Origin of the sequence: Streptomyces sp. NPDC060000 (assembly GCF_042737375.1) — a bacterium.
In the GTDB taxonomy this organism is placed as follows: Bacteria; Actinomycetota; Actinomycetes; order Streptomycetales; family Streptomycetaceae; genus Streptomyces.
The window spans coordinates 20558-44619 of the sequence record NZ_JBHWUU010000040.1; the positions used below are offsets into that span (position 1 = coordinate 20558).

Annotated in this window: 22 protein-coding genes and 1 pseudogene; all 23 read right to left on the minus strand. The window is 71.8% G+C overall.

The window, feature by feature from the left end:
* Window positions 1-56: 56 nt before the first annotated feature.
* Window positions 57-1994, minus strand: coding sequence for an anthranilate synthase family protein (locus tag ACFWBB_RS21525; RefSeq protein ID WP_385274690.1), 1938 nt, complete (start codon window positions 1992-1994; stop codon window positions 57-59).
* Complete coding sequence (locus tag ACFWBB_RS21530; RefSeq protein ID WP_385274693.1) at window positions 1994-2617, minus strand: isochorismatase family protein; 624 nt, start codon at window positions 2615-2617, stop codon at window positions 1994-1996. Before ACFWBB_RS21530 ends, ACFWBB_RS21525 begins: the two co-directional genes overlap by 1 nt.
* A complete protein-coding gene (locus tag ACFWBB_RS21535; RefSeq protein WP_385274695.1) occupies window positions 2614-3810 on the minus strand; it encodes a 3-deoxy-7-phosphoheptulonate synthase in 1197 nt (398 codons plus the stop codon). Before ACFWBB_RS21535 ends, ACFWBB_RS21530 begins: the two co-directional genes overlap by 4 nt.
* A gap of 7 nt (window positions 3811-3817) precedes the next feature.
* Window positions 3818-4966, minus strand: a complete 1149-nt coding sequence (locus ACFWBB_RS21540; RefSeq protein WP_385274697.1) for a ScyD/ScyE family protein — start codon at window positions 4964-4966, stop codon at window positions 3818-3820.
* A gap of 280 nt (window positions 4967-5246) precedes the next feature.
* Window positions 5247-5546, minus strand: coding sequence for a hypothetical protein (locus tag ACFWBB_RS21545; RefSeq protein WP_385274699.1), 300 nt, complete (start codon window positions 5544-5546; stop codon window positions 5247-5249).
* Window positions 5547-5629: 83 nt separating this feature from the next.
* On the minus strand, window positions 5630-6943 hold the full coding sequence (locus tag ACFWBB_RS21550) for a cytochrome P450 (RefSeq protein ID WP_385274702.1): 1314 nt from the start codon (window positions 6941-6943) through the stop codon (window positions 5630-5632).
* 13 nt (window positions 6944-6956) lie between these two features.
* Window positions 6957-7886 (minus strand): aromatic prenyltransferase, encoded by a 930-nt coding sequence (locus ACFWBB_RS21555; RefSeq protein WP_385274705.1) that lies wholly within the window; start codon window positions 7884-7886, stop codon window positions 6957-6959.
* A gap of 67 nt (window positions 7887-7953) precedes the next feature.
* Window positions 7954-9405, minus strand: coding sequence for an adenosylhomocysteinase (gene ahcY, locus ACFWBB_RS21560; protein ID WP_385274708.1), 1452 nt, complete (start codon window positions 9403-9405; stop codon window positions 7954-7956).
* Window positions 9395-10261, minus strand: a complete 867-nt coding sequence (metF, locus tag ACFWBB_RS21565) for a methylenetetrahydrofolate reductase [NAD(P)H] (RefSeq protein WP_385274711.1) — start codon at window positions 10259-10261, stop codon at window positions 9395-9397. Before metF ends, ahcY begins: the two co-directional genes overlap by 11 nt.
* Window positions 10258-10473 (minus strand): hypothetical protein, encoded by a 216-nt coding sequence (locus tag ACFWBB_RS21570; protein ID WP_385274714.1) that lies wholly within the window; start codon window positions 10471-10473, stop codon window positions 10258-10260. Before ACFWBB_RS21570 ends, metF begins: the two co-directional genes overlap by 4 nt.
* On the minus strand, window positions 10470-11453 hold the full coding sequence (locus ACFWBB_RS21575; protein ID WP_385274716.1) for a carbohydrate kinase family protein: 984 nt from the start codon (window positions 11451-11453) through the stop codon (window positions 10470-10472). The genes ACFWBB_RS21570 and ACFWBB_RS21575 overlap by 4 nt, the downstream gene beginning before the upstream one ends.
* A gap of 219 nt (window positions 11454-11672) precedes the next feature.
* Window positions 11673-11972, minus strand: a pseudogene (locus ACFWBB_RS21580) (S-adenosylmethionine synthetase N-terminal domain-containing protein); the annotation flags it as partial.
* A gap of 54 nt (window positions 11973-12026) precedes the next feature.
* Window positions 12027-13097 (minus strand): methyltransferase, encoded by a 1071-nt coding sequence (locus ACFWBB_RS21585; RefSeq protein WP_385274718.1) that lies wholly within the window; start codon window positions 13095-13097, stop codon window positions 12027-12029.
* Between the two features lie 111 nt (window positions 13098-13208).
* Window positions 13209-14795: a class I adenylate-forming enzyme family protein gene (locus ACFWBB_RS21590; RefSeq protein ID WP_385274720.1), complete on the minus strand. Its 1587-nt coding sequence runs from the start codon at window positions 14793-14795 to the stop codon at window positions 13209-13211.
* 18 nt (window positions 14796-14813) lie between these two features.
* Window positions 14814-15188, minus strand: coding sequence for a DoxX family protein (locus ACFWBB_RS21595; RefSeq protein WP_385274722.1), 375 nt, complete (start codon window positions 15186-15188; stop codon window positions 14814-14816).
* Between the two features lie 247 nt (window positions 15189-15435).
* Entirely contained in the window at window positions 15436-16050 is a 615-nt protein-coding gene (gene wrbA / locus ACFWBB_RS21600) for an NAD(P)H:quinone oxidoreductase (protein ID WP_385274724.1), read from the minus strand.
* Window positions 16051-16088: 38 nt separating this feature from the next.
* Window positions 16089-16991 (minus strand): aromatic prenyltransferase, encoded by a 903-nt coding sequence (locus ACFWBB_RS21605; RefSeq protein ID WP_385274727.1) that lies wholly within the window; start codon window positions 16989-16991, stop codon window positions 16089-16091.
* 52 nt (window positions 16992-17043) lie between these two features.
* On the minus strand, window positions 17044-18519 hold the full coding sequence (locus tag ACFWBB_RS21610) for an FAD-dependent monooxygenase (protein ID WP_385274729.1): 1476 nt from the start codon (window positions 18517-18519) through the stop codon (window positions 17044-17046).
* A 146-nt stretch (window positions 18520-18665) separates the two neighbouring features.
* Entirely contained in the window at window positions 18666-19877 is a 1212-nt protein-coding gene (locus ACFWBB_RS21615) for an acyltransferase family protein (RefSeq protein ID WP_385274732.1), read from the minus strand.
* Window positions 19878-20245: 368 nt separating this feature from the next.
* Window positions 20246-20725: a hypothetical protein gene (locus tag ACFWBB_RS21620; protein ID WP_385274735.1), complete on the minus strand. Its 480-nt coding sequence runs from the start codon at window positions 20723-20725 to the stop codon at window positions 20246-20248.
* Window positions 20726-20860: 135 nt separating this feature from the next.
* The gene (locus ACFWBB_RS21625) at window positions 20861-21775 is read right to left on the minus strand and encodes an aromatic prenyltransferase (RefSeq protein ID WP_385274738.1); all 915 of its coding nucleotides are present in this window, start codon (window positions 21773-21775) and stop codon (window positions 20861-20863) included.
* 51 nt (window positions 21776-21826) lie between these two features.
* The gene (locus ACFWBB_RS21630) at window positions 21827-22822 is read right to left on the minus strand and encodes a class I SAM-dependent methyltransferase (RefSeq protein WP_385274741.1); all 996 of its coding nucleotides are present in this window, start codon (window positions 22820-22822) and stop codon (window positions 21827-21829) included.
* Window positions 22819-23985, minus strand: a complete 1167-nt coding sequence (locus tag ACFWBB_RS21635; protein WP_385274744.1) for a DegT/DnrJ/EryC1/StrS family aminotransferase — start codon at window positions 23983-23985, stop codon at window positions 22819-22821. Before ACFWBB_RS21635 ends, ACFWBB_RS21630 begins: the two co-directional genes overlap by 4 nt.
* Between the last annotated feature and the right edge of the window lie 77 nt (window positions 23986-24062).

A 24062-nucleotide genomic window follows, 5' to 3' on the forward strand; every position in this document is an offset into this window, starting at 1 on the left:
CACGGCGCTCGAGGTGGGCGCCGGTCCGGCGGCTCTTGGGAGGGAGGCCGCGCCGGTCAGGCCGCGGCCGGTGTCACTGCCGGGGCGAGCAGGCCGGCCAGGGCCGCGCCCAGGATGCGGGGGCCGCCCGCGGTGAGCACGGACTCCGGATGGAACTGCAGGGAGGCGAAGTGCGGGCCGCGCAGCGCGTGGACCTCGCCGGTGGCCGGGTCCCGGCTCAGCCGGACCGGGCCCACGCCGTGCGCGGTGAACGCGTCGTGCTCGCCGACGAGCGCGAAGGTGTTGTAGAAGCCGACGTGTTCGGCGGCGCCGAACAGGTCGATCCGCTGCTGCACGCCCTGGTGGGGTACGTCCCTGCGGCGCAGGGGCAGGCCGAGGCGCAGTCCGAGGATCTGGTGGCTCAGGCACACGGCGAGGAACGGGCGGCGTTCGCGCAGCAGCGTGTCCACGGCCGTGTGCAGGTGGCGCATCCTGGGGTGGGCCCTCAGCTGCGGATCGCCCGGTCCCGGGCCCATCACGACCAGGTCGTGGCCCTCGAAGGCGTACGGTTCGTCGAACCGGCGGACCGTCACCCGCAGTCCCAGGAAGCGCAGTTGCTGTTCGAGCATGGAGGTGAAGGTGTCCTCCGCGTCCACGACCAGAACGCTGTGCCCGGCGAGCAGGTCCGGTGGCGCGGAGGGTTGGTGCGCAGAGGGTTGGTGCGCGGCGGAGGGTTGGTGCGCGCCGGCCGCGGGGCCGGCCAGCCAGAAGCCGGCGAGCGTGTCGTTGCGCCGCTCCAGTGCCCGGCGCACGCGGGGGTGGCCGGCGAAGCGCTGCTCCGGCTCGCCGTCCAGGGCGGCGACCAGTGACGCCGCCTTGGCGCGGGTCTCGGCGGCTTCGCCTGCGGGGTCGGAGTGGCGCACGATCGTGGCGCCCACGCCGATGCCGACGCGGCCCTTGGCGGAGATGTCCGCCGTGCGGATGAGGATCGCGGAGTCCATGACGCGCCCGCCGTCGGCGTCGCGCCCGATGAGCGCCGCGGCACCGCTGTAGTAGCCGCGGCCGCCCGGCTCGTACTGGTGGATGGTCCGGCAGGCGCTCTCCAGCGGGCTTCCGGTGACGGTGGGCGCGAACATCGTCGCGCGCAGGATGTCGCGCACGTCGTGGTCGGTGTGCCCCTCGATGAAGTACTCGGTGTGCGCGACCCTGGCCATTTCCTTCAGGTAGGGGCCCGTGACGCGGGCGCCGCTGTCGCAGATCCGGGTCATCATCTTGAGTTCCTCGTCGAGGACCATGTACAGCTCGTCGGTCTCCTTGGCGTCGTCGAGGAAGGCCAGCACGCCCTCGAGCGTGGGGCCGCGCGAGGGGTAGCGGTAGGTTCCGCTGATCGGGTTCATGACGGCCGTGCCGCCTTCGAGGCTGATGTGCCGCTCGGGCGAGGCGCCGACCAGGGTGCGGGTGCCGGTGTGGATGAGGAAGGTCCAGTGGGCGCCGCACTCGCGTTGCAGGAGGCGGCCGAAGAGGGCCGGGGCGCTGTGCGGGCCGTGGTCGGTGATGTCGGCGACGAAGGTGCGCTTGATGACGAAGTTCGCTCCCTCCCCCGTGCCGATCATCTCCTTGACGACGCGGCGCACCACGTCCTCGTAGGCGGTGTCGTCGAGGTCGAAGGCGCCGCCCGCCAGCGGGGTCGCGGTGCGGGGGATGCGCGCGAGCGCCTCGGTGAGCGGCAGCCGCTGATGGCCGGTGACGGTCATCGCCACCAGCGGGGTGCCGTCGTCGGCGCAGGTGAAGCCGCGTTCGGTGAGCTGGCGGTAGGGGACGACGACGAGGACCTCGTGGTGTGCGCCGGTGCCGGGGGGCGGGGGCGGGGGCAGCGCGATGTCGGCGAGGGTGGCGGGCAGGGACACCGGGCCGGTCAGGACCTCGATGACGCCGGGTCCGGTCGCGGGCCGGTGCAGCAGGGCGTACGGCTGCGGCTGTCCGTTCAGCACGGTGTCCAGCAGGTCGCCGGCCATCAGGCGAAGACCGCCTTGGCCGTGGTGACGAGGGCGCACAGTTCGGCCGCGTGGGTGAGGGCGCGGCGGTGGTGGTCCCGGGAGAAGTCGGCGGTGGCGTCCGCGACGAGGAACGGCTGGATGTCGTGGGTGAAGGCGTCGACCGCGGTGGCCAGCACGCCGACGTGGGCGTAGACGCCGCACAGCACGAGCTGGTCGCGGCCCTCGGCGCGCATCCGCCGCAGCAGGTCGGTGCGGAAGAACGCGCTGTAGCGCCATTTGGTGAGCAGCCAGTCGCCGTCGGCCGGTGCGAGGGCGCCGGTGATCTCGCGGTCCTGCGGTTCCGGTCGCATGCCCGGGCCCCAGAAGTCCTTGAGCAGGCCGCGCTGCTGGTCGCTCATGCCGCCGGGCTGGGCGGTGTAGGCGACCGGGACGCCGAGCGCGGCGCAGCGCTCGCGCAGCTGCGCGGTGGTGCGGATCAGGTCCTGGCGCAGGCTGCCGGGGAGCGGCTCGAGGAAGTAGCGCTGCATGTCGTGCAGGAGGAGGACCGACCGGCCGGGTTCGGCGGTCCAGTCCACGGCGGCCGCGGGCAGGTCGTCTTCGCCGGGCAGCGGGTAGGGGGCGATGGGGGGTATGCCGGTCATGGCTTGGCTTCCTTGGCTCGGGCGGTCCAGGACGAGACCACCGACACGGCCTGGCCGGGGTTGAGGCGGGGGTCGCAGGTCGAGGTGTAGTGCTCGCCGACAGCGTCGAGTGCGGCCTCGGTGGAGGCGCATTCGGTGACGGGGTCGGGGGTGGTCTCCAGGTGCAGTCCGCCGGCGGTGCCGCCCGCGGTGCGCACGGCTGCCACGAAGCGGGAGACCTCGAGCGAGACGGTGGTGACGAGCCGTGTCTTGTGGCCGCCGGGTGCGGTGACGGTGTTGCCGTGCAGGGGGTCGGTGAGCCAGACGACGGGGTGGCCGGCGCCGCGGACGGCTTCGACCAGGCGTGGCAGCCGGTCGGTGACGGTGTCGGCTCCCATGCGGGCGATGAGGGTGAGCCGTCCGGGTTCGCGCCACGGGTCGAGCCGTTCGCACAGGGCGAGCAGGTCGCCGGGGCGCGTGGTGGGGCCGATCTTGCATGCGACCGGGTTGCTCACCTGGGCGAGCAGGGTGACGTGGGCGCCGTCGACCTGGCGGGTGCGCTCGCCGATCCAGGGCCAGTGGGCCGAGCCCAGGAACGGCCGTCCCGCCTCGTCGGTGCGCAGCATGGGGATCTCGTAGTCGAGGAGCAGTGCCTCGTGGCTGGTCCACACCGGGGGCTGGGCGACGGCGTGTCCGGCGGCGCGCTCGCGCCAGCCCAGGTGGCCGACGATGTCGCTGGCGGCCATGTATCCGGTGAGGATGCGCAAGGGGTCGGGCCGGCGGCTCTCCGCATCCGGTGCGGGGCTGTTGACCATGTGGCCCCGGAAGGCGGGCAGTTCGACGCCGTCGATGGTTTCGGTGGGCCGGGAGCGGGGCTTGGCGAACTGCCCGGCGATGCGTCCGGCGCGCACGACGGGTTTGCCGGTGATCAGGCCGAGGGTGCCGGCGAGCAGGTCGAGCAGGGCCGCCTTGCGGGTGACGTGTTCGCGGGTGCATTCGCGCGGGTCCTCGGCGCAGTCGCCGCCCTGCACCACCAGGGCCTCGCCGAGCGCCACCTGTGCCAGCAGGGAGCGCAGCGCGGCCGCGTCGTGGGCCTGTACGAGGGCGGGGCGGGCGGCGAGTTCCTCGCCCACGCCGGCCAGTTGCCGGCGGTCGCTCCATGGGGGCTGCTGGAGGGCGCCGCGGATGCGGATCTGCCGTATGACGTCTTCCATGACGGGGCTACCGGCGGGCGGGGAACTTCAGGAGCTCGCCGTCGGTGCCCAGTGTGTGGTTGGTGACGTAGACGGCGCCGTCGGGGGCGACGGCCAGGCCGGCGGGCTCCTTGAGGCGGTTGCCGGTGTCGAGGGTGGTGGTGGCGCCCGTCCTGGTGTCGATGCGGGTGAGGGCTCCGGGCCCGGAGTCGGCCGGCGGGGTTCCGGTCCTGGTGCCGTAGGACAGGGCGATCAGGTTGCCGCGCGGGTCCAGGGCGAGGTCGGTGACGTCGGTCAGGCCGGTGGCCAGGACGGTCGGCGTGCGGCCCGGTACGTAGCGCCAGATACGGCTGAGTCCTTCGTGCATGGCGCTCATGTCGGCGAGGTAGAAGGCGCCGTCCCGGCCGCGCACGATGCCGGTCGGGACCGCCTGGAGCCGGCCGGCCGGCGTCGTCGTCCCGGTGTCCGAAGGGGCGGCCGGCGCGGTGTTGTCGGGGAAGACGAACTCGGTCTCGGTGGTGCCGTCGGGGCGGATCCGGATCAGGTCGTTGGCGGCGGCGTCGGTGACCAGGAAGTCGTGGCCGTCCCTGACGAAGTGGTGCGGGTTGGAGAAGACCTCGTTGTTGCCGAGGACGGAGTCGGGGTCGTAGCGGCCCTCGTGCGCGGCCAGGTCGCCCAGGATCGTGCCGTCGGCCGTGCTCAGCGTGCCGAACGCCTCGCCGCCCGCGCCGAGTGCCGCGCGGATCTGGGGGGTGCCGTTCAGGCCGTAGACCACCCGGTAGGTGCCTGCCCCGGCGGCTTCGGCCTGGATCGCTCCGTTGACCGCGGTGGTGCCGTCGGCGCGCACGCCCATCTCGGAGGGCAGGCCGGTGACGACACGGCCCCGGGTACGGCTTGTGACGCGGTACAGGGAGCCGCTGAAGCCGAAGCACCGGGTACCCGGCGTCGTGCAGGCGGTGGCGGGACCGCTGCCGGCCTCCGCGACCAGGAGCGAGCCGTCGGACTGGAGCTGGACGTCACGCGGGTTGTGCAGGCCGCTCGCCACGACCACGGCCGGCGGGTGCGCGGCCGGCACGGCCCCGGGCGCGGCCTGGCCGGGGACCGCGGTCGCCGTGAGGCCGGCCGCGGCCGCGGCGACCACGACGGCCCGCGCCCAGGATGTGCTTGCACCAGGCATGACTCTCCTCTTGTCGGATCCGGTCCGTGTCACCACGGACGCGGGAATGCGTCCTTCGATCCGCTTGGACGGCCGGTGGTCGGGCCGGTCGAGCGGGGGGCGGCTGCCCGCGGGTTCCGGGCGGCCGTCGTGGGCCGCGCCGGGGAGGCGGGATGGTTCGGGCACGGCCGGGGAGGCCGGATGGTTCGGGCACGGCCGGGGAGGCCGGATGGTTCGGGCACGGCCGGGGAGGCCGGATGGTTCGGGCACGGCCGGGGAGGCCGGATGGTTCGGGTGTGTCTCAGGCAGCCGCGGCCGGACGCTGCGCGCTCTGCTGCTGGGCGGCGTACACCGCGAGGAAGGCCGCCAGGCCCCGCACTCCGTCGCCGCGCGGCCCGAGCGCGGTGAACGCGACGGTGTGCCCGAGTCCGGCCGACAGTGTGCGGTGCGCGCGCAGGGCGGCGGCCGTCAGATCGCCGGGCGGACGGTGGGCGGCGGCGTCCGGGCCGGCGCCCGCCATGCAGGAGGCTTCGCGCCAGGCCCGGGTGACGAGGTCGGCCGTGTGCGCGTACGGCGTCGGGGCCGGGGTCGGGGTCGGCATGACGGCACTCCTGTCGGTATCGGTGTCGGTGTCGGTATCGGTGTCGGTATCGGTATCGGTGTCGGTACGGGGCGGGGCGGGGTCTATCGCGGCCGGGGGATCATGAGCAGCCGGCGCGGATGCAGGGTGGTGTGCGGCGCTTTGCGGATGCGGCTGCCCGGCTCGACGCTCAGCTGCCATTCCTGGATCACCGCGCCGAGGACGATCTCGAGTTCCTTCCAGGCGAAGGACTCCCCGATGCATCCCTTGGCCCCCACCCCGAAGGGGATGAAGGAGGAGTCGCCCATGGCCGGGCGCGTCGACAGCCAGCGGTCCGGATCGAACCGGTGGGGGTCGCGGTAGCGGTCGGGGTCGCGGTGCAGGAGGTACGAACTGAACAGCACGTGCGTGCCGGCGGGCAGTGGGTGAGCGCCCAGGGTGACGGCCGAAAGGGTCTTGCGGCAGGTGATCCACACGGGCGGGTAGAGCCGCAGGACCTCCGTCAGGAACCGGACGGTGTAGCCGGCCGGGCAGTGCCCGTGCGCGGTGCCGTGCAGGGCGTCCGCGTCCGCGTCGCCTGCCGTGTCCTTGAGGACCTTCTCCTCGATCAGGGGCTCCTGGGAGATCACGTACAGGGCCCAGGACAGCACGGAGGCCGTGGTGACCGTGCCGGCGGTCAGCATCATGACCGCCTCGTCGCACATCTGCTCCGGCGTCAGGGCGGGCCCGTCCCGGTGCAGTTGCGGTCGGAGCGCCGAGAGATAGCCGGCCGCGGGTGCCGGGGTTCCCGGCCGGCCGGTCAGGCAGGCGGCGAGCGTGCGGCGGAAGTCCTCGCGGGCCCGCAGGAGCCGGCCGGCGCACTGCCGGCGCTGCGCGCGGGCGGCCGCTTTCCCGTAGAGCGGCTTTCTGATCATTTCCCAGGACAGGAGGGCGAGGCGTTCGGTGAGCAGGGCCGACGTCTGGGGCGGCAGACCGTTGAAAAGCGTGTTCAGGGCCACCGCGCCGGCGATCCGGCACATCTCGGCCTGGACGTCCACGCGCTGTTCCGCGCGCCAGGAGAGCACCGCGTCTCGGGCGATCTCCCGCATGAGCGGGGCGTAGTCGTCGACGGTCGCCGACCGCAGGTGGGGATGTGCCAGCCGGCGGTAGTAGCGGTGCACGGACTCGTCCTCGGCGAGGATCCCGGCCCTGCTGAGGTTCCTGGCCTTCTGGAAGAGTTCGCCCTTCGCGTAGTTCTTGCTGTCCTTGACCAGGATGTCGCGGACCAGGACGGGGTCGGTGACGAAGTGCGCGCCGACGCCGTCCACGCTCACGCCGCGGACCGCGGGCCCGCGCAGGAGGCTCTCCATGCGGCTGAAGCGGAAGGGGGGAGCGTCGGGACGGCTGTGGGCGCCCGGACGGGCGGGTGTCGATGTCATGGGGGCGCCGTCGCTACGCGCGGGACGGCGACGGCGGCGGGGCGGCGGTGTCGGCCGACGGCATCAGGTCCAGCCGGCTGCGGGGCCGGAACCGGAGGTAGGACTGGAGTTTGTAGTACTCCTCGCCCCTCGAGGTCATGGCCGCGTAGACCATCTTGGGATCGTCGGCGCCGTAGGGGAGGCTTCTGACGAACTGTTCGATCCTCGGGCCGAGCCGGGCGGGCAGCGACAGCGGGTCGCGGGTCTTCACCCCGAAGGCGATCCGCTCGATCCTCGCCGACTCCCAGTTCAGGGTGACGTAGATCCCGAACGCCTTCGCGCAGAACTTCAGCATCTGCTCGCTGGGCCGCGGTATGCCGATGTCGCGGTGCATCGTCAGGACGGCGTCCGGTGCACGCAGGGCGTCCGGGATGGCGGTGAAGTACAGGTTGACCGTCCTGCTGGGGTAGTCGATCCCGATGACGTCCACCCGGTCCTCCAGGCCCCGGTCGGCGAAGAAGGGGAGATTCGCCGCCAGGCTGCGGGGCATCGAGGCGATGCCGGTGAGTTGGGCCAGGCTCTGGAAGTCGTCGCCGGGGAAGTACACCCAGATCTTCCTGAAGCCGCCGACGACTCCGAAGTCGACGCCGTGGCTGTCGACGGCACAGCGCCGGCGGATGTCCGGGAGCAGGGCGTCCACGGGATGCCCGGTCGCTGTCAGGAGGCCGTGGGAGCGGGCGCGGGCGTAGGGGTCGATGTCGCCGGGGAGCGTGAAGCGGCAGTCGAACTCCCCTTCGTGGCGGGCGTCGGTCGCCACCCTGAAGGCGATCACGGCCTGCGGGAGGGCGTCCTCGTAGGCGGCCAGGATGGGCCAGACCTTCGCCCGCGAGCACGTCACGCCCAGCAGCCCCGCTGATGCCTCGACGCGGGCGTACAGATCCGCCAGTTGCGCAGTTGCCGACATGGTTCCTCCACGCGTCGTTCTCGGCGTCCGGGTGGACAGGGGCCGGTGGTACGGGCCCGCGTGGTGCTCAGTAGCGGTAGTGGTCCGGCTTGTAGGGGCCCTCGGCCGCGATGCCGAGGTATGCGGCCTGCTCGGGGCGCAGCGTCGTGAGTTTGACGCCGAGTGCGTCGAGGTGGAGGCGGGCGACCTTCTCGTCGAGGTGCTTGGGCAGCACGTAGACGTCGGTGGGGTACTCCGAGGGCTTGGTGAACAGTTCGATCTGGGCCAGTGTCTGGTCCGCGAAGGAGTTGGACATCACGAACGAGGGGTGGCCGGTGGCGTTGCCCAGGTTCAGCAGGCGGCCTTCGGAGAGCACGATGAGGACCTTGCCGTCGGGGAACGTCCAGGTGTGGACCTGCGGCTTGACCTCGTCCTTGACGATGCCGGGGATCTGCGCGAGGCCGGCCATGTCGATCTCGTTGTCGAAGTGGCCGATGTTGCCGACGATGGCCTGGTGCTTCATCCGCGCCATGTCGGCGGCCAGGATGATGTCCTTGTTGCCGGTCGTGGTGACGAAGATGTCGGCCGTCTCGACGACCTCGTCCAAGGTGGTGACCTGGTAGCCGTCCATCGCCGCCTGGAGCGCGCAGATCGGGTCGATCTCGGTGACGATGACCCGGGCGCCCTGGCCGCGCAGCGACTCCGCGCAGCCCTTGCCGACATCGCCGTAGCCGAAGACGACCGCGGTCTTGCCGCCGATGAGGACGTCGGTGGCGCGGTTGATGCCGTCGATCAGGGAGTGCCGGCAGCCGTACTTGTTGTCGAACTTCGACTTCGTCACCGCGTCGTTGACGTTGATCGCCGGGAACAGCAGCACACCGTCACGCTGCATCTCGTACAGGCGGTGCACGCCCGTCGTGGTCTCCTCGGTCACACCGCGGATCTCCGAGGCCAGCCGCGTCCACTTCCGCGAGCCGTCGGTGATGGTGCGGTTGAGGAGCTCCAGGACGACGCGGTGCTCGTCGTTGTCGGCCGTGTCGACCGGGGGGACCTTGCCGTCCTTCTCGTACTCAACGCCCTTGTGGACCAGCAGCGTGGCGTCACCGCCGTCGTCGAGGATCATGTTCGGGCCGCCGGTCGGACTGTCCGGCCAGGTCAGCGCCTGCTCCGTGCACCACCAGTACTCCTCCAGCGTCTCGCCCTTCCAGGCGAAGACCGGAACACCGCGGGGGTCGTCGGGCGTGCCGTCCGGACCGACCGCGACGGCGGCGGCCGCGTGGTCCTGGGTCGAGAAGATGTTGCACGACGCCCAGCGGACCTCGGCGCCCAGGGCGACCAGCGTCTCGATCAGCACGGCCGTCTGCACCGTCATGTGCAGGGAACCGGTGACCCGGGCCCCGGCCAGCGGCCGGGCCTCGGCGTACTCCTTGCGGATCGCCATCAGGCCGGGCATCTCGTGCTCGGCAAGGGTGATCTCCTTACGGCCGAAGACGGCCAGGGAGAGATCGGCGACCTTGAAATCTGCGGACTCAGCAGGCATTGAGGATCCTCGCGGGTCGGGAAGCCAGTACGTGGCGGTGGATGTCCAGGGCCGCGGTGGACTTGTTGAGGGTGATGTAGTGCAGTCCGGGGGCGCCCTCGGCGAGGAGGCTGTCTGCCATGGCGGTGGCGTACTCGACACCGATGCGGTGGCCGTCGGCCGCGTTGTCGCGGGCCGCGTACAGGCGGGCCGCGAGGCCGGCGGGGAAGGCGGCGTCGGACAGTTCGGCGAAGCGGGCGATCTGGCGGTGGTCGGTGGCGGGCATGACCTCGGGGATGATCGGGATGTCGCAGCCGGCGGCCGTGACCCGGTCGCGCAGCCGCAGGTAGTCCCCCACCCGGAAGAACATCTGCGTGATCGCGTAGTCGGCGCCGGCCCTGCACTTGGCGACGAAGTGCGCGATGTCCGCGTCCCAGTCCGCCGAGCGCGGATGCATTTCGGGGAAGGCGGCCACCCCGATCCTGAAGTCGCCCAGCGAGCGGACCAGTTCGACGAGTTCGCAGGCGTAGCGCAGGCCCTGCGGGTGCGGTGTCCATGGTCCCTTCGGATCGCCCGGCGGGTCTCCGCGCAGCACCAGGACGTCGCGGATGCCCGCGTCCGCGTACTGGCCGATGATGTGGCGCAGTTCGGCCACCGAGTGGCCGACCGCGGTCAGATGGGCGACGGGGCGCAGCGTCGTCTCGGCGGCGATGCGGCGGGTGACCGCCACCGTCCGGTCCCGCGACGAGCCGCCCGCGCCGTAGGTGACGGACACGAAGTCGGGCCGCAGCGGTTCGATGCGGCGGATCGCCTTCCACAGTGTGTGCTCGCCCCTGGCCGTCTTCGGCGGGAAGAACTCGAAGGAGAACGTCGTCACGAGCGGCCTCCCGCGTTGAAGTGCGTCGTCCGGGGGTGGTGCAGGACGAGGGCGTCGGTGGACTGCTCGGGGTGGAGCTGGAACTCCTCCGGCAGGTGGACGCCGATCCGCTCGGGCCGCAGCGGCCCGGCGGTCATCGCGCCGTCGGTGACCACGACGCGGGTGGCCGGTGTTTGGCGCAGGGCGGCGGCGCGGCGCCGGGGCGCGCTCATGCCGCACCTGCCAGCCGCGGCTCGATGGCGCGGGCCGCCTGGTGGCCGTACGTCTGGCCGATGCGGGTGACCAGGTCGGATGCGAGGAGCTTGTACTCCTGGGTGCCGACCGACTCCAGGGCGGTGGCGGCCAGGGCGCAGCCGAGGCGGGCGGCCTGTTCGTGCGGCCACTGCCAGGCCTGGCCGGCGAGGAACCCGGCCCGGAACGCGTCGCCGGCACCCGTGGGGTCGGCGATCTTGTCGGTGGACACGGCCGGTACGGTCAGCCGGGGTTCGCCGCGGCGGGCCAGTGAGACGCCGTCGGCGCCCCGGGTGGTGATCCAGGTGCCGACCCGGTCGAGGAGGTCGTGCTCGCTCCAGCCGGTGCGTTCCTGCAGGAGGGCGGCCTCGTACTCGTTGGTGAACAGCCAGCGTGCCCCTTCGACCAGTTGGCGGGCCTGCGGGCGGTCGAGGCGGGCGAGCTGCTGGGAGGGGTCGGCTGCGACGGGGATGCGCAGACGGTGGGCGGTGGCGGTGTGGCGCAGCATGGCCCGGGGCTCGTCGGCGCCGACCAGGACGAGCCCGGGGGTGCCGGCGCGGGCGGCGATCGCGGCGAGGTCGATGCGGGGTGCCTCGGCCATGGCGCCGGCGTAGAAGGTGGCGATCTGGTTGTGGTCGGTGTCGGTGGTGCACACGAAGCGCGCGGTGTGCAGGGTCTCGCTGACGTGGACGCCTGCGGTGTCGACGCCGTTGGTGCGCAGCCAGTCGTCGTACTCGGCGAAGTCCAGGCCCGCCGCGCCGATCAGGAGCGGGTGAAGGCCCAGCAGGCCCAGGCCGAAGGTGATGTTGGCGGCGACCCCGCCGCGGCGCACCTCGAGCCGGTCGGCGAGGAAGGACAGGGAGACCCGCTCCAGCTGTTCCTCGATCAGCTGCTCGGCGAAACGCCCGGGGAACACCATCAGGTGGTCGGTCGCGATCGATCCGGTCACGGCGAGACGCACGGGAGCACTCCTTGGATCTCGGGGAACCTCGGGGCGAGACGTTCTTGCCGGTGCGGGCGGGCAGCGGCCGGTACGGCGGACGGACGGCGGGGAGCGGCGGGAGGAGGGGAGAGGGGACCGCCGCTCCCCGCGGCCCGGGCTGCGGGGGCTCCCGGCGGCGCCGGGTCAGGCCGCCTCCACCGCCTTGCGCGGGGCTTCGGCGCGGTCGGTGCGCTCCCAGGACTGTGCGCCGATGGACACCGGGACACCGCAGGAGGCGCCGTCGAAGCTCCTGGCCGAGGAGCCGTAGCCGATGCCGACGGCCTTCTCCCGCACCAGCGTGGCCACATCGGCGTAGGCGCCGGTGGTCACCTCGCCGGCGATGTGCACCTGGCCGGTGGTGATGAGGGTCTCGACGGCGACGCGCGAGGTGGGGTCCTGGCGCAGCAGCGCGTCGAGGATCGTGTCGCTGATCTGGCCGGCGATCTTGTCGGGATGTCCTTCGGTCACGGACTCCGAGGTGCACAGGCGGCGGGACATGGCTCTCCAGGGCGGTGGTGGGCGGACGGACGGGTGGAGCCCGGGCTCGGCCGATCACGCAATCTTCGTCGCGCACAGGATGGCCTGTACGGGGATGACGTCCGGCGGAATCTCGCTCGAGTCCTTGGTCAGCGCCTTGGTCACCTTGAAGCCGCTCTGCTCGAGCCAGCTCTGGTAGGTCGACAGCTTCTGCGGGCCGCCCTGTCCCATGGCGGCGCCGATGAAGAAGGCCGGGAAGAAGTCGACGTTGTAGTTGTCGGCGTCCTTGATGTCCTCGGGGTAGACCGGCACCAGGATGTTGACCTGTCCCCCGGGCTCGAGCGAGGTGTGGACGCCCGCGAGGATCTTCAGCACGTCGGCCTTGTCGAACATGTCCAGGAAGTGCTTGATCAGCACGACGTCGAAGCCCTTGGGGATCTCGTCGAAGACGTTGCCGCCGATGAAGGAGAGGTGTTCGGCCAGGCCGTGGGCGGTGAAGTTCGCCAGGGCCTCGCCTTCCTTCTCGGGCAGGTCGAAGGTGGTGACGTGAAGGCCCGGGGACGCCTTGTGCTGGTAGGTGTGGATCGCCCCGAGCCCGGTGTTCCCGGCGACGTCGAGGACCCGGGCGCCGGGCGGGACGTCGATGTTGGCGAAGAACCAGGGGTCGATGTTGGCCGTGACGGTGTTCATCAGCGTCAGCCAGGCGTCGTTGAGGTCCTGGTGGTCGGCCACGGCGTCGTACAGGGTGCCCTCGGCGCCGTACAGCTCCTTCAGGCCGACGACCGTGCCGGTGCGTACGCTCTCGGTCAGGTGGAACAGCTGCCTGAGCGCCGTGACCTTGATCAGGTTCATATAGGCCAGTGCCCGCTTCAGGTCGCTCTCGGCGACGTCGGCGAGCTGGTCGAGGCGGTAGCCGCCGCAGTCCTCGTCGAAGGCGACGAAGCCCTCTTTGACCAGCAGGAAGAGGAGCTGTTCGACCGCGTCGGGCTTGGCGCCGACGGCGTCGCCGAGGCCGGCCGCGGTCAGGCCGGGGTGCTGCCGGAGCCGGTCGACGATGCCCAGCTCGAAAACGGCCAGCAGGCTCATGAACCGCGAGGGTCCCACCATGTATTCGCGGAACCGCGCGAGTGTGGCGTGTGACGTCATTGCAGTGTTCCCCTTCGAGTGAGTCGCCGGCGGCCGGCATCCGGTGCCGTGACCGCGGTGGGTGGCGCGGGGCCGCGGGAGGAGCCCGCCGGGTCCGGCCGGGGCACGGCCTCAGGGCGCCTCGTGCGGCTGTTGGCTGACGCGCTGGGCCAGGGCGTTGCGCTGCACCTTCAAGGTGGCGGTCCGGGGCAGTTCGGCCTGCGGGATCTGGACCGGGTCGGCGAGCTGGGGGAAGCCGGCGGCGGCGGCGCGCCAGCGGTCGCGGTCCAGCGGCCGGTCGTCGACGGTGCAGATCACCGGGACGGGCCGGGAGCCGGGGCCCTGGACCACCACCAGCTCGCTCAGTTCGGCCAGGCGGCTCAGTACGACGTCCTCGACCTCCAGGGAGCTGTGCACCCCGGGGATCATGTCCACCTCCCGGTCGAGCAGGTGCAGGCAGCCGGACCTGGTGCGGTAGCCGACGTCCCCGGTCCGCCACCACAGGCCGTGCCGGTTGGTGTCGTAGCGCTCCTGCTCGGCGAAGTAGGTCTTGGCCAGGCCGTCCCAGGCGACCTCGATGAAGCCCGGGTTGTGGTGCGACGGCGTGCTGCCGTCCCGGCTGACGACACGGACCCTGGCGGCGCCCCCGGGCATGGCCCAGCCGACGCAGCGGCCGTTGGCCTGGTGGGCGGAACGGCGGAAGTAGGCGCGGCCGACGGCCGGGCCGACCTCGCTCTGCCCGTAGATCTGGAAGAAGCGGGCTCCTCGCCGCTCGGACGCCCTGAGCAGCCGGCTCATCGTCCTGGGGTGGATGGCGTCGAAGGTGCTGCTGAAGGTCTTCACCGAGGCGAAGGGCCTGCGCGGGTCCTCGGTGAGCTCCTCCCACTCCATCAGGGAGTTGGGCAGCGCCTCGACGAATCCCGGCCGGTGGCGCAGGAACTGCTCGGCCACGTGGGAGGGGTCCGGTTCCCGCATGAGCAGGACCGGGAACTCCTTGAGCAGTGCCAGGGACATCGCCGCGACCATCCGCGAGTGCACGAAGGGGATGTGGATCGCGACGGTCTCCTTCTTGCGCATCAGGGACAGCAGCCGCCACTGGGGGACGAGGCGCCGGCCCTGGGTGCGGGGGGTGTGCACCACGAGCTTGGGGATGCCGGTGGTGCCGGAGGTGTGTGTGATCACGGCGGCCTCGTCGAGCGGCCGGACGACCGGCCTGACCCGCGGCGCGCCGGCGAGCCGGGCCAGCGCGACCGTTGCGGGCCGTTCGTCGCCCACGGCGATCACCCGGGTGGTGAGGTCCGCCAGCGGCACCTCGGCCAGGAGGTCGAGCTTGGGGCCGTCGGTGAGCAGGTACGGCCGCTGCACCCGCTCGAGCAGGGCGGCGACGGTCACGGCGTCCAGGGCGGGCGACAGCATGACGACCACCGCGCCGATGCGGGACGCGGCGGCGGCGAGCATCCAGATGTCGGCGTTGGCGCTCTTGTAGAGCACGATGCGCTCGTCGGGGCGCACTCCCGCCGCCCACAGGCGGGCGGCCAGGTCGTCGACGTGCTCGGCGTACTGGGAGATCGTCAGACGCCGTCCCGCCTCGGGCAGGACGTCGAGGTCGTGGTCGAGGGTGATCGGTGTCGAGGGGTTCACCGCCGCGGCCATCGCCGGCAGCAGGCCGATGTGCAGACCGCGCTTTTGTATCGACCGGTAGGCAGTCGAGCCTTTCATCGGGGTCTCCCTTGCGGTTCAGAAGGCGTAGGGGCCCAGGCGGCCCCACACCACGAAGGCCGCGACGGCGAGCAGGACCACGTTCACCACGACGGCCTGGCTCTCCTGGCGGCGCAGGTGGGTGATGGCCGCGCCGATCATCAGGAGCACCAGTCCCACGGCGGCGAGCGGTACCAGCACCGGTGCGACGTCGAGCACGCCGGGCAGGATCAGCCCCACCCCGGCGAGCACCTCGAGGGCTCCGATGGCCTTGACGGGGCCGGAGCCGAAGTCGTCGACCCAGCCGTAGCCGCCGGCGGCCAGCTTCTGCGTGGGCTGTACGACTTTCATGGCGCCGCCGGCCAGGCAGGCTGCGCCCAGCACTGCCGCGACGATCCACAGCGCGATGTTCACGATGGTTCTCCCTTGCGGGGTCGACGGGGGTGCGGATCCGCCCGTCACGGGGACGGGCGGATCCGGTCGGGCGGCGCGGGCCACCGGAGGGGCGGCGGCTGCCGGGGGTGCGGCGGCGGCCCCGGGGAGTGCGGTGCCCGGGGCCGTTCGGCGCGCCCGCGCCCGCGGCCGGCCGTGTCCGGGCGGGCGTGTCCGGGCGGGCGTGTCCGGGCGGGCGGGCGGCGTGCGGCGTGCGGCGTGCGGGTGTTCAGGCGGCCGCGCGGCCGGCCTTGAGTGCCGCCGCGATCTCGACGACGCGCCTGGCCTGGTGGCGGGCGGAGTGCAGGGTGTCCTCGCCGGGCGCGCCCGGGCCGGCCGTGTGGGACGTCCCGTACGGATTGCCCGTCTTGAACTGGACGGGGTCGGTGTAGCCGGGGGGCACGATGACGCCGCCCCAGTGGTAGAAGGTGTTGGACAGCGCCAGGATGGTCGATTCCTGGCCGCCGTGGGCGGTGTTGGAGGCGGTGAAGGCCGAGCACACCTTGCCCGCGAGCCGGCCCTGGGCCCACAGCGGGCCGGTCGTCTCGATGAACGCCCTGAGCTGGCTGGCGGGGTTGCCGAAGCGGGTCGGGGTGCCGAACAGTACGGCGTCGGCCCATCCGAGGTCGTCGAGGCCGGCCTCGGTGATGTCGGCGCTGTCCTTCAGGTGCTTCGCCCAGGCCGGGTTGGCTTCGATGGCCTGCGGTGGGGCCAGTTCGCGGACCTTGCGCAGCCGCACGGTGGCGCCGGCCTTCTGCGCGCCCTCGGCGGCGGCCTGCGCCAGGGTGTGCACGCTGCCGGTCGCGCTGTAGTAGATGACGGCGACGTTGACGGGTTCCATCAAGGGGGCTTCCTTCTCTCGCGCGCTGTCCGGCGCTGCCGTCAGGCGTTGTCGGAGACCAGCAGGACGTTCTCCACGCGCGGCTGCCACCTGTAGTACGACTGGAGCTTGTGGTACTCGCCCTTGGGCGAGGAGGTGATCGCGTAGACGAACTGGCGGTCGTCGGTGCTGTAGGGGGCGTTCTTCACGAAGTGCTCGATCTTCGGTTCGATGCGTACGGGAAGCGTCGTCGGGTCCGGTGTCATGGCCGCGATGGTGATCCGCTCGACCTTCGGGGAGTCCCAGGTCAGGGTGGCGTAGATGCCGAACGCCTGCGCGCCGAGGCGCAGGAGGCGCTCGCTGGGCGCGGCCAGTCCGGCATCGTGCAGGATCGTCCTGATGCCCTCGGCCTCGAAGGTCTGGGCGGGGGCCGCGCCGAAGTACAGGTTCACCGACCTGTTCGGGTAGTCGATCCCCACCAGGCTGACCCTGTCGGCCAGTTGGTGGCGGGTGAAGAAGTCGAGGTTGCCGGCCACGGCGGCCGGCAGTGACTTCAGCCCGATGAGATCGGACAGCGACTGCAGGGCGTCGGTCGGGAAGAAGGACCAGGTCTTCTTGAAGCCGCCGACGACTCCGAAGTCGATACCGCTGCTTTCGACGGGGAACGCGCTGTGCAGTTCCCCCAGCAGGCTGCCGACGGGATGGCCGGTCTTCGCGGTCAGGCCGTTGGCCAGGGCGACCGCGTAGGGGTCCAGGTCCTTGGGCAGCATGGTGAACCGGCAGTCGAGGTCGCCGGTGTTGCGCTCCCCCGTGGCCACCCGGAAGGCCACCACGGCCTGCGCGAGTGTGTCCTGGTAGGCGGTCAGGATGGGCCAGACCGTCTCCCGTGAGCAGGTCACGTCCGCCAGCCGGGCGGATTCCTCGATGACCGGGTAGAGATCCGCCGGCTCCGTGTTGTTCGACATACATCCCCCACGTTCGGTTGATGGGCGCCGCTGTGACGGGCGTTGAGGGCCCCTACGGCAGGTCCGGGGTGCCGAACCAGCGGTTCAGGGCGGCGGACAGGCCGGCCGGGTCGTCGCCCGCCCAGGCGATGTATCCGTCGGGGCGGACCAGCAGCGCGGCGACACCGTCGAAGGCGCCCGGGGAGGGCAGGGTGCCGGTGACGGTGGTGACCCGGTCCTTCCAGCCGGCCGCGGCCGCCCGCAGCCCGGCCGAGTCGGACAGGTCGAGCAGGACGCCGAGGGCCGGGTGCAGCAGTTCGGGGGTGGTGACCGGGCCGCCCCGGGTGTCGAGGGTGCGTGGCGGGAGCCGGCGGCCGGTCAGCGGGTGGCCGCCGGGGTCGAGGTCGTAGCGGATGTCGACGTGGCTGATCATGCCGGCCAGGTGCCGTTTGACCTCGTCGAGGGCGATCAGTTCGGCGAACAGGTCGCGCAGTCCCTGGGACTCGTCGCCGCCGAAGATGGCCATGCCCTGGGCGCGGGTGTTGGCCAGCAGTCGCGCGCCGACCGGGTGGCGCTCGCCGTGGTAGGTGTCCAGCAGGTCCTCAGGTGCCCATCCGCGGACGGTGGCGGCGAGTTTCCAGCCCAGGTTGACCGCGTCCTGGATGCCGGCGCTCATGCCCTGGCCGCCCACGGGCAGGTGGATGTGCGCGGAGTCGCCGGCGAGCAGGACCCGGCCCCGGCGGTACTCGGCGGCCTGGCGGGTGGCGTCGGTGAAGGAGCTGACCCACAGGGGCCTGCCGGCCGAGATGTCCTCGCCGGTCACCCGCAGCCAGGCGGCGGCGACCTCGGCGTACTCGGGCGTCTCGTCGTGGTTGTCCACCGGGGCGTCGTACTCGGTCATGATGATGCGGTCCAGGGCGCCGCCGGGGAAGACCTGCACGAGGCCGCCCGGGAGCCGTTCGCCGAAGGGGCGCGCCCGCACACCGGAGCCGGCCACGTCGGCGAGGTGCATGACCTGGGTTCCGGACGTGCCGGGGAAGTCGATGCCCGCGGCCTTGCGGACCGCGCTGTGCGCGCCGTCGGCGCCGACCACGTACCGGGCGCGCAGCTGCTCCCGCGTGCCGTCGGGGGTTGTCACGATGACGGTGACGCCGTCCTCGTCCTGCTCCAGGGCGCTCAGTTCGCGGCCGCGGCGGATGTCGGCGCCCAGTTCGCCGGCCCACTGCTCGAGGACCGCCTCCGACTGGGACTGCGGGATGCCGCGGGCTCCGAAGTTCGCGTCCTCCAGGACGGTGTAGTCGAAGGGGATCCCGCCGAAGTGTCCCATCGGCATGGTCTCGACGGTGCCGAAGCGCGGGACGAGGCCGCGCTGTTCGAACGACTCCAGGGCGCGTGTGGTGAAGCCGAGGGCGCGTGACTGGCCGGTCGGCTGTTCCAGCGCCTCTGCGACGATGACCTCCGCCCCGCCCAGGCGCAGTTCCCCGGCCAGCATCAGGCCGGTGGGGCCGCCCCCGACGACGATGACGTCGGTGTCCAACTTCGGGGCCATGACAGTCCTTTCCTCACGCGCGCCGACGCGTGGTCACGTTGTGGCGATGGGATGCGGGGGGCCGGCTTCGACGGTGTGCCGGTGGTGCCCGGGGGTGTGCCGGGGGTGTGCCGTCGCCCGGTCGTGTCAGGTGTGGAGCGGGCGGTTCAGACGGTTTCGCCGACCGGCACGGACCGGGGGCCGGCAGGCGCGGCTGGTGCGGCCGGTGCGGGGCGCTTCCTGCTGCGGCCCCAGCGGCGCATCACCGGCACCTCCACCAGGCGGTACAGCAGCCAGCCGGCCAGCAGGTTGGCCGTGAACAGCACGAGCAGCAGCCCCAGGGCGGGCAGGACGGCGAAGGTGCGGGCGCCCAGCACCTCGGGGCGGCCGTAGAACATGACCACGCCCTGGATGACGTAGAAGGCGAAGGAGACGTTGCCCAGCCAGACCATGGGCCGGCTGGCGAGCCAGCCGCCCTCGCCCCGCAGGTCCCTGGCGGCCGCGGCGCAGATGAGCATGCCGAACGGGATGATGGTGCCGGCGTAGAACCTGTACGGGTAAGGCAGGGCGAAGGTGAGCCAGTAGCCCGCGGCGAAGGCGGCCGCGGAGGCCACCAGGCCGATGCGCGGCCACAGGCCCGCGGCGACGATGCGGGCCAGGACCATGCCGAGCCCGAACTCGAACAGGCGCATGGGCGGGAAGCCGTAGCTGAACCACAGCTGGTTCATCCACAGGTCGTACGTCGGTATCCGGATGCCGCCGGAGACGAACGCCTGGGTCACCGCCGGGACGCCGACCACGCCTGCGGTCATCACGCCGGCCCACAGCCACAGCCTGTTCTCCCCGATGCGCCGTATCAGGACCAGGAGCAGGGGGAAGAGGGCGTAGGCGAACACCTCCACGCACAGCGACCAGGCGGGGAGGTTGACGCTGGAGATGATCTCGGGCTGGTTGCTCCAGGTGTGCACCAGGAACAGGTTCGGCAGCCAGGCGTGCGCCGGGGTGGAGGAGGCGAACAGCCACATCGCCAGCGCGAAGACGACGATGTGGTTGGGGTAGATCTTCAGTGCGCGCCGCCGCCAGAACGACGTGGCCCGCTCCCCCGGTGTCGAGGACCAGGTCAGGACGAAGCCGCTGAGCACGAAGAAGAAGGACACCGCGACGTATCCGGGCCCGAAGAAGTCGGCCAGGTTCCTGGCGAGGTCCTGGTCGGCGAAGAAACTGATCGGCGCGGTCGGCCGGTTGGGACCGGAGAGCAGTGAGGCATGGGAGAGGAACACCAGCGTGGCGGCCACCCACCTGAGACCGGTGAGCGAAGGCAGCGCGGCCGGGCGCTGCGGCACACCGCCGGCGGTCGGTGCGGCGGTTCGGTCTGCCATGGGCGTACTGCCTTTCGGTGGGCGGTGCGGTCGGCGGGAGGTCAGGCGAGGTGCCCGGCGCGCGGTGAACTCGGAAAGGGAGGGCGCCACGGTGCACGCCGGGTGCGCGTTTTCCCGCGGCAGTCGAGCGTGGGTGTGCGCATGCGGAGGGATGACCGAGGATCACCGGAGAAATGCCGGGGAATGCGGAATTGCGGATGCCGCACCGGGCGTGGCCTCGGTTCGCGCCGGTATCGGATCGGCGGGTTACGGCACTGCATTGCACCCACTGGCCGGTGGATTTTCAGGCAGGGGTGAGATACGGGAATAGTGACACGCGTGCCGGCCGCCGCCAAGGCCCCTTCGAAGTGACGCGGGCCACTTTTTCCTCAACCGACCAGATAGCGCTGGATCGTGGGGCCGAGAAGGTCGACGAGTTCGTCGGAGGACGCCGATGCGATCGGTTCCAGCCGGAGGATGTAGCGCAGGATGACCATGCCCCATACCTGTGCCTGGGCCGCGTTGATGTGCAGCGGCGGCACGTTGAGGATTTCCGCCACCTCGTTGATGTCGAGGGTCTGTGACAGTCCGAGTGCTTTCCCCAACTGGCTGAAGATCTGGGAGGACTGGGCGGACATGAAGGCACGCATCCGCTCCGCGCCGGCCTCGTCGGTGATCGCGGCCGTGAGGTCGGCGAGCAGCTGCGGCCGCGCCTCGGCGTTCTCCCACTGCTTCAGGGACGCCCGGAGCAGGCCCGCGGCCAGCTGCTCGCGCTGCCCGGTGATCGACTCCGCGCCGGCCCGGGCGAGTGCGTCCCCGAGCGTGGTCAGGGCGGTCGGGCGGTCCGCGGTCTCAGTGGCTTCGGGCATGTTCCGCTCCAAGGGTCGGCAGGGGTTCTTCTCTGAACGACGGGTCCCGGGACGGCCATAGTCGCCCGACTGCTCTAAAGGCCCGCTCGAGTTCGACTGCGTCCTCGCGGTGTCCAGTTCTTCGGCGGGCGGTGCTCACACCTCCTGTCCGGTGAGGTTCTGCAGCAGTTTCCGCATGAGGGGCGAAAGCCGGGTGTAGGGGCCCAGGTTCAGGTATGCGCCGTCGGGTGTCCATTTGCAGGCGGCGATGACGAGGGGCTCGCCGGCGTAGGTGCGCCGGGAACCGCGCACGAACTTCTCGATGTCCGGATCGACGGGGACGGGAAGTGCCGTCGGGTCGAAGCCGCGGACCGGCGCGGGGGCGTAGCAGATCCGCTCGATCCGCGGCGAGTCCCAGCCGAGGGTGACATATACCCGGAACGACTTCCGGGCGAACTCCAGCAGTTTTCCCTCGGGTTCGGGCAGGCCGATCTCATTCTGCAGGGAGAGGATGTTGCGTGTTTCGCGGAATGCGTCGGGGAGTTGTGCGAAGTACAGGTTGACCGTCCGGCGCCGGTAGTCGATCCCGATCATCGCCACCTCGCTCAGGTGGTGGCGTGCAAAGAGGTCCGCGTTCTGGGCCACGGCACCGGGCATGGAGGGCAGGGCCGCGAGCCGGGGCACTCCGAGCGGGTCGAAGGGGAAGTGCGCGTAGATCTTGCTGAAGCCGGTGACGACCCCGCCGTCGATGAAGTGCTCGCTGACGGGGACGTGCCGGCGGATGTCGGAGAGCAGGCCGGCGCTGGGGTGGTCGGTCCGCTCGACGAAGCCGTGCTCGACGGCGACGGCGTAGGGGTCGGGGCCCTGGGCGGGCACGGTGATGGTGTAGTCGAGCTCGTGCGGGGGGTGTTCGCCGGTGGACACGCTCAGCACGATCCCGGCGTCGGTGAGGGCGTCTCCGTACGCGGTCAGGATCGGCACGACCTTGTCGCGTGCGCAGGGCGCTCCCGCCAGCCGGGACGATTCCTCGATGGCCGAGTACACGTCCTCGATCTCGGTGGCTTGGGACACGGGTCCTCCAGGTGCCTGTCGGTTCGGGCCTGCGGCGGTGAAAGGCCGTCCCTACCGGGCGACGACCAGGGTGGCGGGCGGCGCGGAGTGGAAGGAGACGTCCTCGAAGCCGGCCTTGAGGAGCCAGTCGCGGTAGTCGGAGCGCCGCCAGGTCCCGCCCTGGTTGCTCTTGAGCAGCATCTCCGAGGCGAACAGCAGCGGGAACGGCGGGCCGCCGCGGTCGTCGTCGACGACGTAGTCGCAGACCACCAGGGTGCCGCCGGGCTTGAGGGCGCCGCGCAGCCGGGTGAAGACCTCGGTGTTCTCCTGCGGCCCCTCCTGGTGGGCGATGTGGGAGTACAGCGCGATGTCGTACAGGGCCTCGCCGAAGTCGGTGGTGTGGAAGTCACCGTCGACGCAGGTGAACCGGTCGGCCAGGCCCCGCTCGTCAAGGAGCCGGCGGGCGATGTCGTTGATGGGCTCCCAGTCGAGCTGGGTCGAGCGGGCCTGCGCGTTGGCCTCCAGCCAGACGGCCGAGTAGATGCCCGAGCCGCCGCCCACGTCGAGGATCGACACCTCGCCTGCCTCGGGCAGGTTCAGCACCTGGGCGGCGAGGGTCGCGGCGGGGACCGACTGCGCGGCGATGGCCGGGACGACCAGCGCCCAGTGCGGGTTGTCGGCCACCTCCGTCGTCGGGTCCGTCACCGGCCCGCCGGTGCGCACCACTTCGGGCAGGGCGGCCAGGCTGCCCATATGGGTCAGCTTGAGCCGGGCGAAGCTGCTCAGGCAGGCGGGCTTGCCCTCGACCAGGTAGGCGGAGGTCTCCGCGGTGTTGCGGTAGCGGGCCTCGTGCAGCTCGACCAGGCCGAGGCTGACGAGCCCGTCGAGGAGCGTCTGGGCGCCCCGCTCGGAGATCTCGGCGCGGGCGGCGAGCAGGGCGGGGGTGCCGGCGCCGGCCTCGAGATGGGTGAACAGGGCGTGGCCGGCGGCCGCGCCGAGGATGCCGGTGGCCCAGTAGCCGTTGATCAGCTGGAGGATCCTGTCCGGCGTCGGCTGGTTGTCGCTCATACTGCCCTTTCTGGGACCCGGGTGGAGGCCGCGTTGGCCCGCAGCGCGGTACGCACCGCGTCCACGACCCGCTCGGCCTGGTTCGCGGTGAGTTCGGCGTGCATGGGGATGGCGAGGTTGCGCCGGAAGAGATCCGCCGAGACCGGGCACGTCTGCCGGGTGTCGAACACGGGCTGCAGGTGGGTGGCCCAGGTGCCGTGCCCGCAGCCGATGCCCTGGGCGCGCAGGTCGGTGGCGACCCCCGCGCGGTCCACGTCCGCGTCCAGTGTCACCACGTAGGACTGCCAGGCGTGGGTGCGGTCCGAGGGCACGTGCGGCAGGGTGAGGAGTTCCTCGCCTGCGAACAGTTCGGCGTAGTGGGCGGCCACGGTGCGCCGGCGCTCCAGCAGTTCGCCGATCCGGTCCAGTTGGACGTGCAGGATCGCGGCGGCGATGTCGGACAGTTTGAAGTTGTAGCCGATCTCGGTGAACTGCGGGATGGGCAGGCCGACCACCTGGGCCTGGTCGAAGATGCTTCCGATGCCGAAGGACGAGCGCAGTCTGGCGTCGGCCGCTATCGCCGGGTCGGTGGCGATCAGGGCGCCGCCCTCGCCGCTGGTGGCTCCCTTGCGTCCGTGGAAGGACAGACAGGCCACCTCGGCCAGCGTGCCCGCCTCGCGACCCTGGTACGTCGCGCCGACCGCGCAGGCGGCGTCCTCGACCAGGAACAGGCCGTGGCGGTCCGCGATCGCCTGCAGCTGCGTGTAGTCCGCGGGCAGGCCGACGGTGTCGACGGCGATGATTCCCACGGTGTGCGGGCCGACCAGGTCCGCGACCGCCTGCGGGTCGACGGTGGCGGTGTCGGCGCGCACGTCGGCGAAGACCGGGGTCGCGCCGACGTAGCGCACCGCGTGGGCGGGTGCCGGGAAGGTGTGGTCGGCGACGATCACCTCGTCGCCCGGCTTGACGCCGAACGCGAGCATGGCCAGGTGGAGGGCGGCGCCGCAGTTGCTCAGCGCGACCGCTCCCCCGGCGTCGTAGCGCTGGGCCAGCCGGGCTTCCAGCTCCTTGCCCCTGGGCCCCTGGCCGGCGGGCCAGCCCGAGGCGAACACCTGCGCCACGGCGGCCAGTTCCCGCTCCCCCAGACTCGCGTGCACCAGGGGAATCGTGTCCTTCGTGCTCATCTGTGTCACGCTCCGCGCTCTGTTGCCGACGGGGAGGAAAGGAGAGTCGGGGCAGTGGGGGGACGGGGGGAAGCAGG

Bases quoted from the DNA above. Each gene is read 5' to 3' on its own strand.
- ACFWBB_RS21590 (WP_385274720.1), bottom strand. From the start codon at position 14,795: ATGAAAGGCTCGACTGCCTACCGGTCGATACAAAAGCGCGGTCTGCAC.
- ACFWBB_RS21570 (WP_385274714.1), bottom strand. From the start codon at position 10,473: ATGAGCGCGCCCCGGCGCCGCGCCGCCGCCCTGCGCCAAACACCGGCC.
- ACFWBB_RS21635 (WP_385274744.1), bottom strand. From the start codon at position 23,985: ATGAGCACGAAGGACACGATTCCCCTGGTGCACGCGAGTCTGGGGGAG.
- ACFWBB_RS21525 (WP_385274690.1), bottom strand. From the start codon at position 1,994: ATGGCCGGCGACCTGCTGGACACCGTGCTGAACGGACAGCCGCAGCCG.
- ahcY (WP_385274708.1), bottom strand. From the start codon at position 9,405: ATGCCTGCTGAGTCCGCAGATTTCAAGGTCGCCGATCTCTCCCTGGCC.
- ACFWBB_RS21535 (WP_385274695.1), bottom strand. From the start codon at position 3,810: ATGGAAGACGTCATACGGCAGATCCGCATCCGCGGCGCCCTCCAGCAG.
- ACFWBB_RS21620 (WP_385274735.1), bottom strand. From the start codon at position 20,725: ATGCCCGAAGCCACTGAGACCGCGGACCGCCCGACCGCCCTGACCACG.
- ACFWBB_RS21540 (WP_385274697.1), bottom strand. From the start codon at position 4,966: ATGCCTGGTGCAAGCACATCCTGGGCGCGGGCCGTCGTGGTCGCCGCG.
- ACFWBB_RS21585 (WP_385274718.1), bottom strand. From the start codon at position 13,097: ATGACGTCACACGCCACACTCGCGCGGTTCCGCGAATACATGGTGGGA.
- ACFWBB_RS21530 (WP_385274693.1), bottom strand. From the start codon at position 2,617: ATGACCGGCATACCCCCCATCGCCCCCTACCCGCTGCCCGGCGAAGAC.
- ACFWBB_RS21630 (WP_385274741.1), bottom strand. From the start codon at position 22,822: ATGAGCGACAACCAGCCGACGCCGGACAGGATCCTCCAGCTGATCAAC.
- ACFWBB_RS21550 (WP_385274702.1), bottom strand. From the start codon at position 6,943: ATGACATCGACACCCGCCCGTCCGGGCGCCCACAGCCGTCCCGACGCT.
- ACFWBB_RS21545 (WP_385274699.1), bottom strand. From the start codon at position 5,546: ATGCCGACCCCGACCCCGGCCCCGACGCCGTACGCGCACACGGCCGAC.
- ACFWBB_RS21615 (WP_385274732.1), bottom strand. From the start codon at position 19,877: ATGGCAGACCGAACCGCCGCACCGACCGCCGGCGGTGTGCCGCAGCGC.
- ACFWBB_RS21610 (WP_385274729.1), bottom strand. From the start codon at position 18,519: ATGGCCCCGAAGTTGGACACCGACGTCATCGTCGTCGGGGGCGGCCCC.
- ACFWBB_RS21605 (WP_385274727.1), bottom strand. From the start codon at position 16,991: ATGTCGAACAACACGGAGCCGGCGGATCTCTACCCGGTCATCGAGGAA.
- ACFWBB_RS21555 (WP_385274705.1), bottom strand. From the start codon at position 7,886: ATGTCGGCAACTGCGCAACTGGCGGATCTGTACGCCCGCGTCGAGGCA.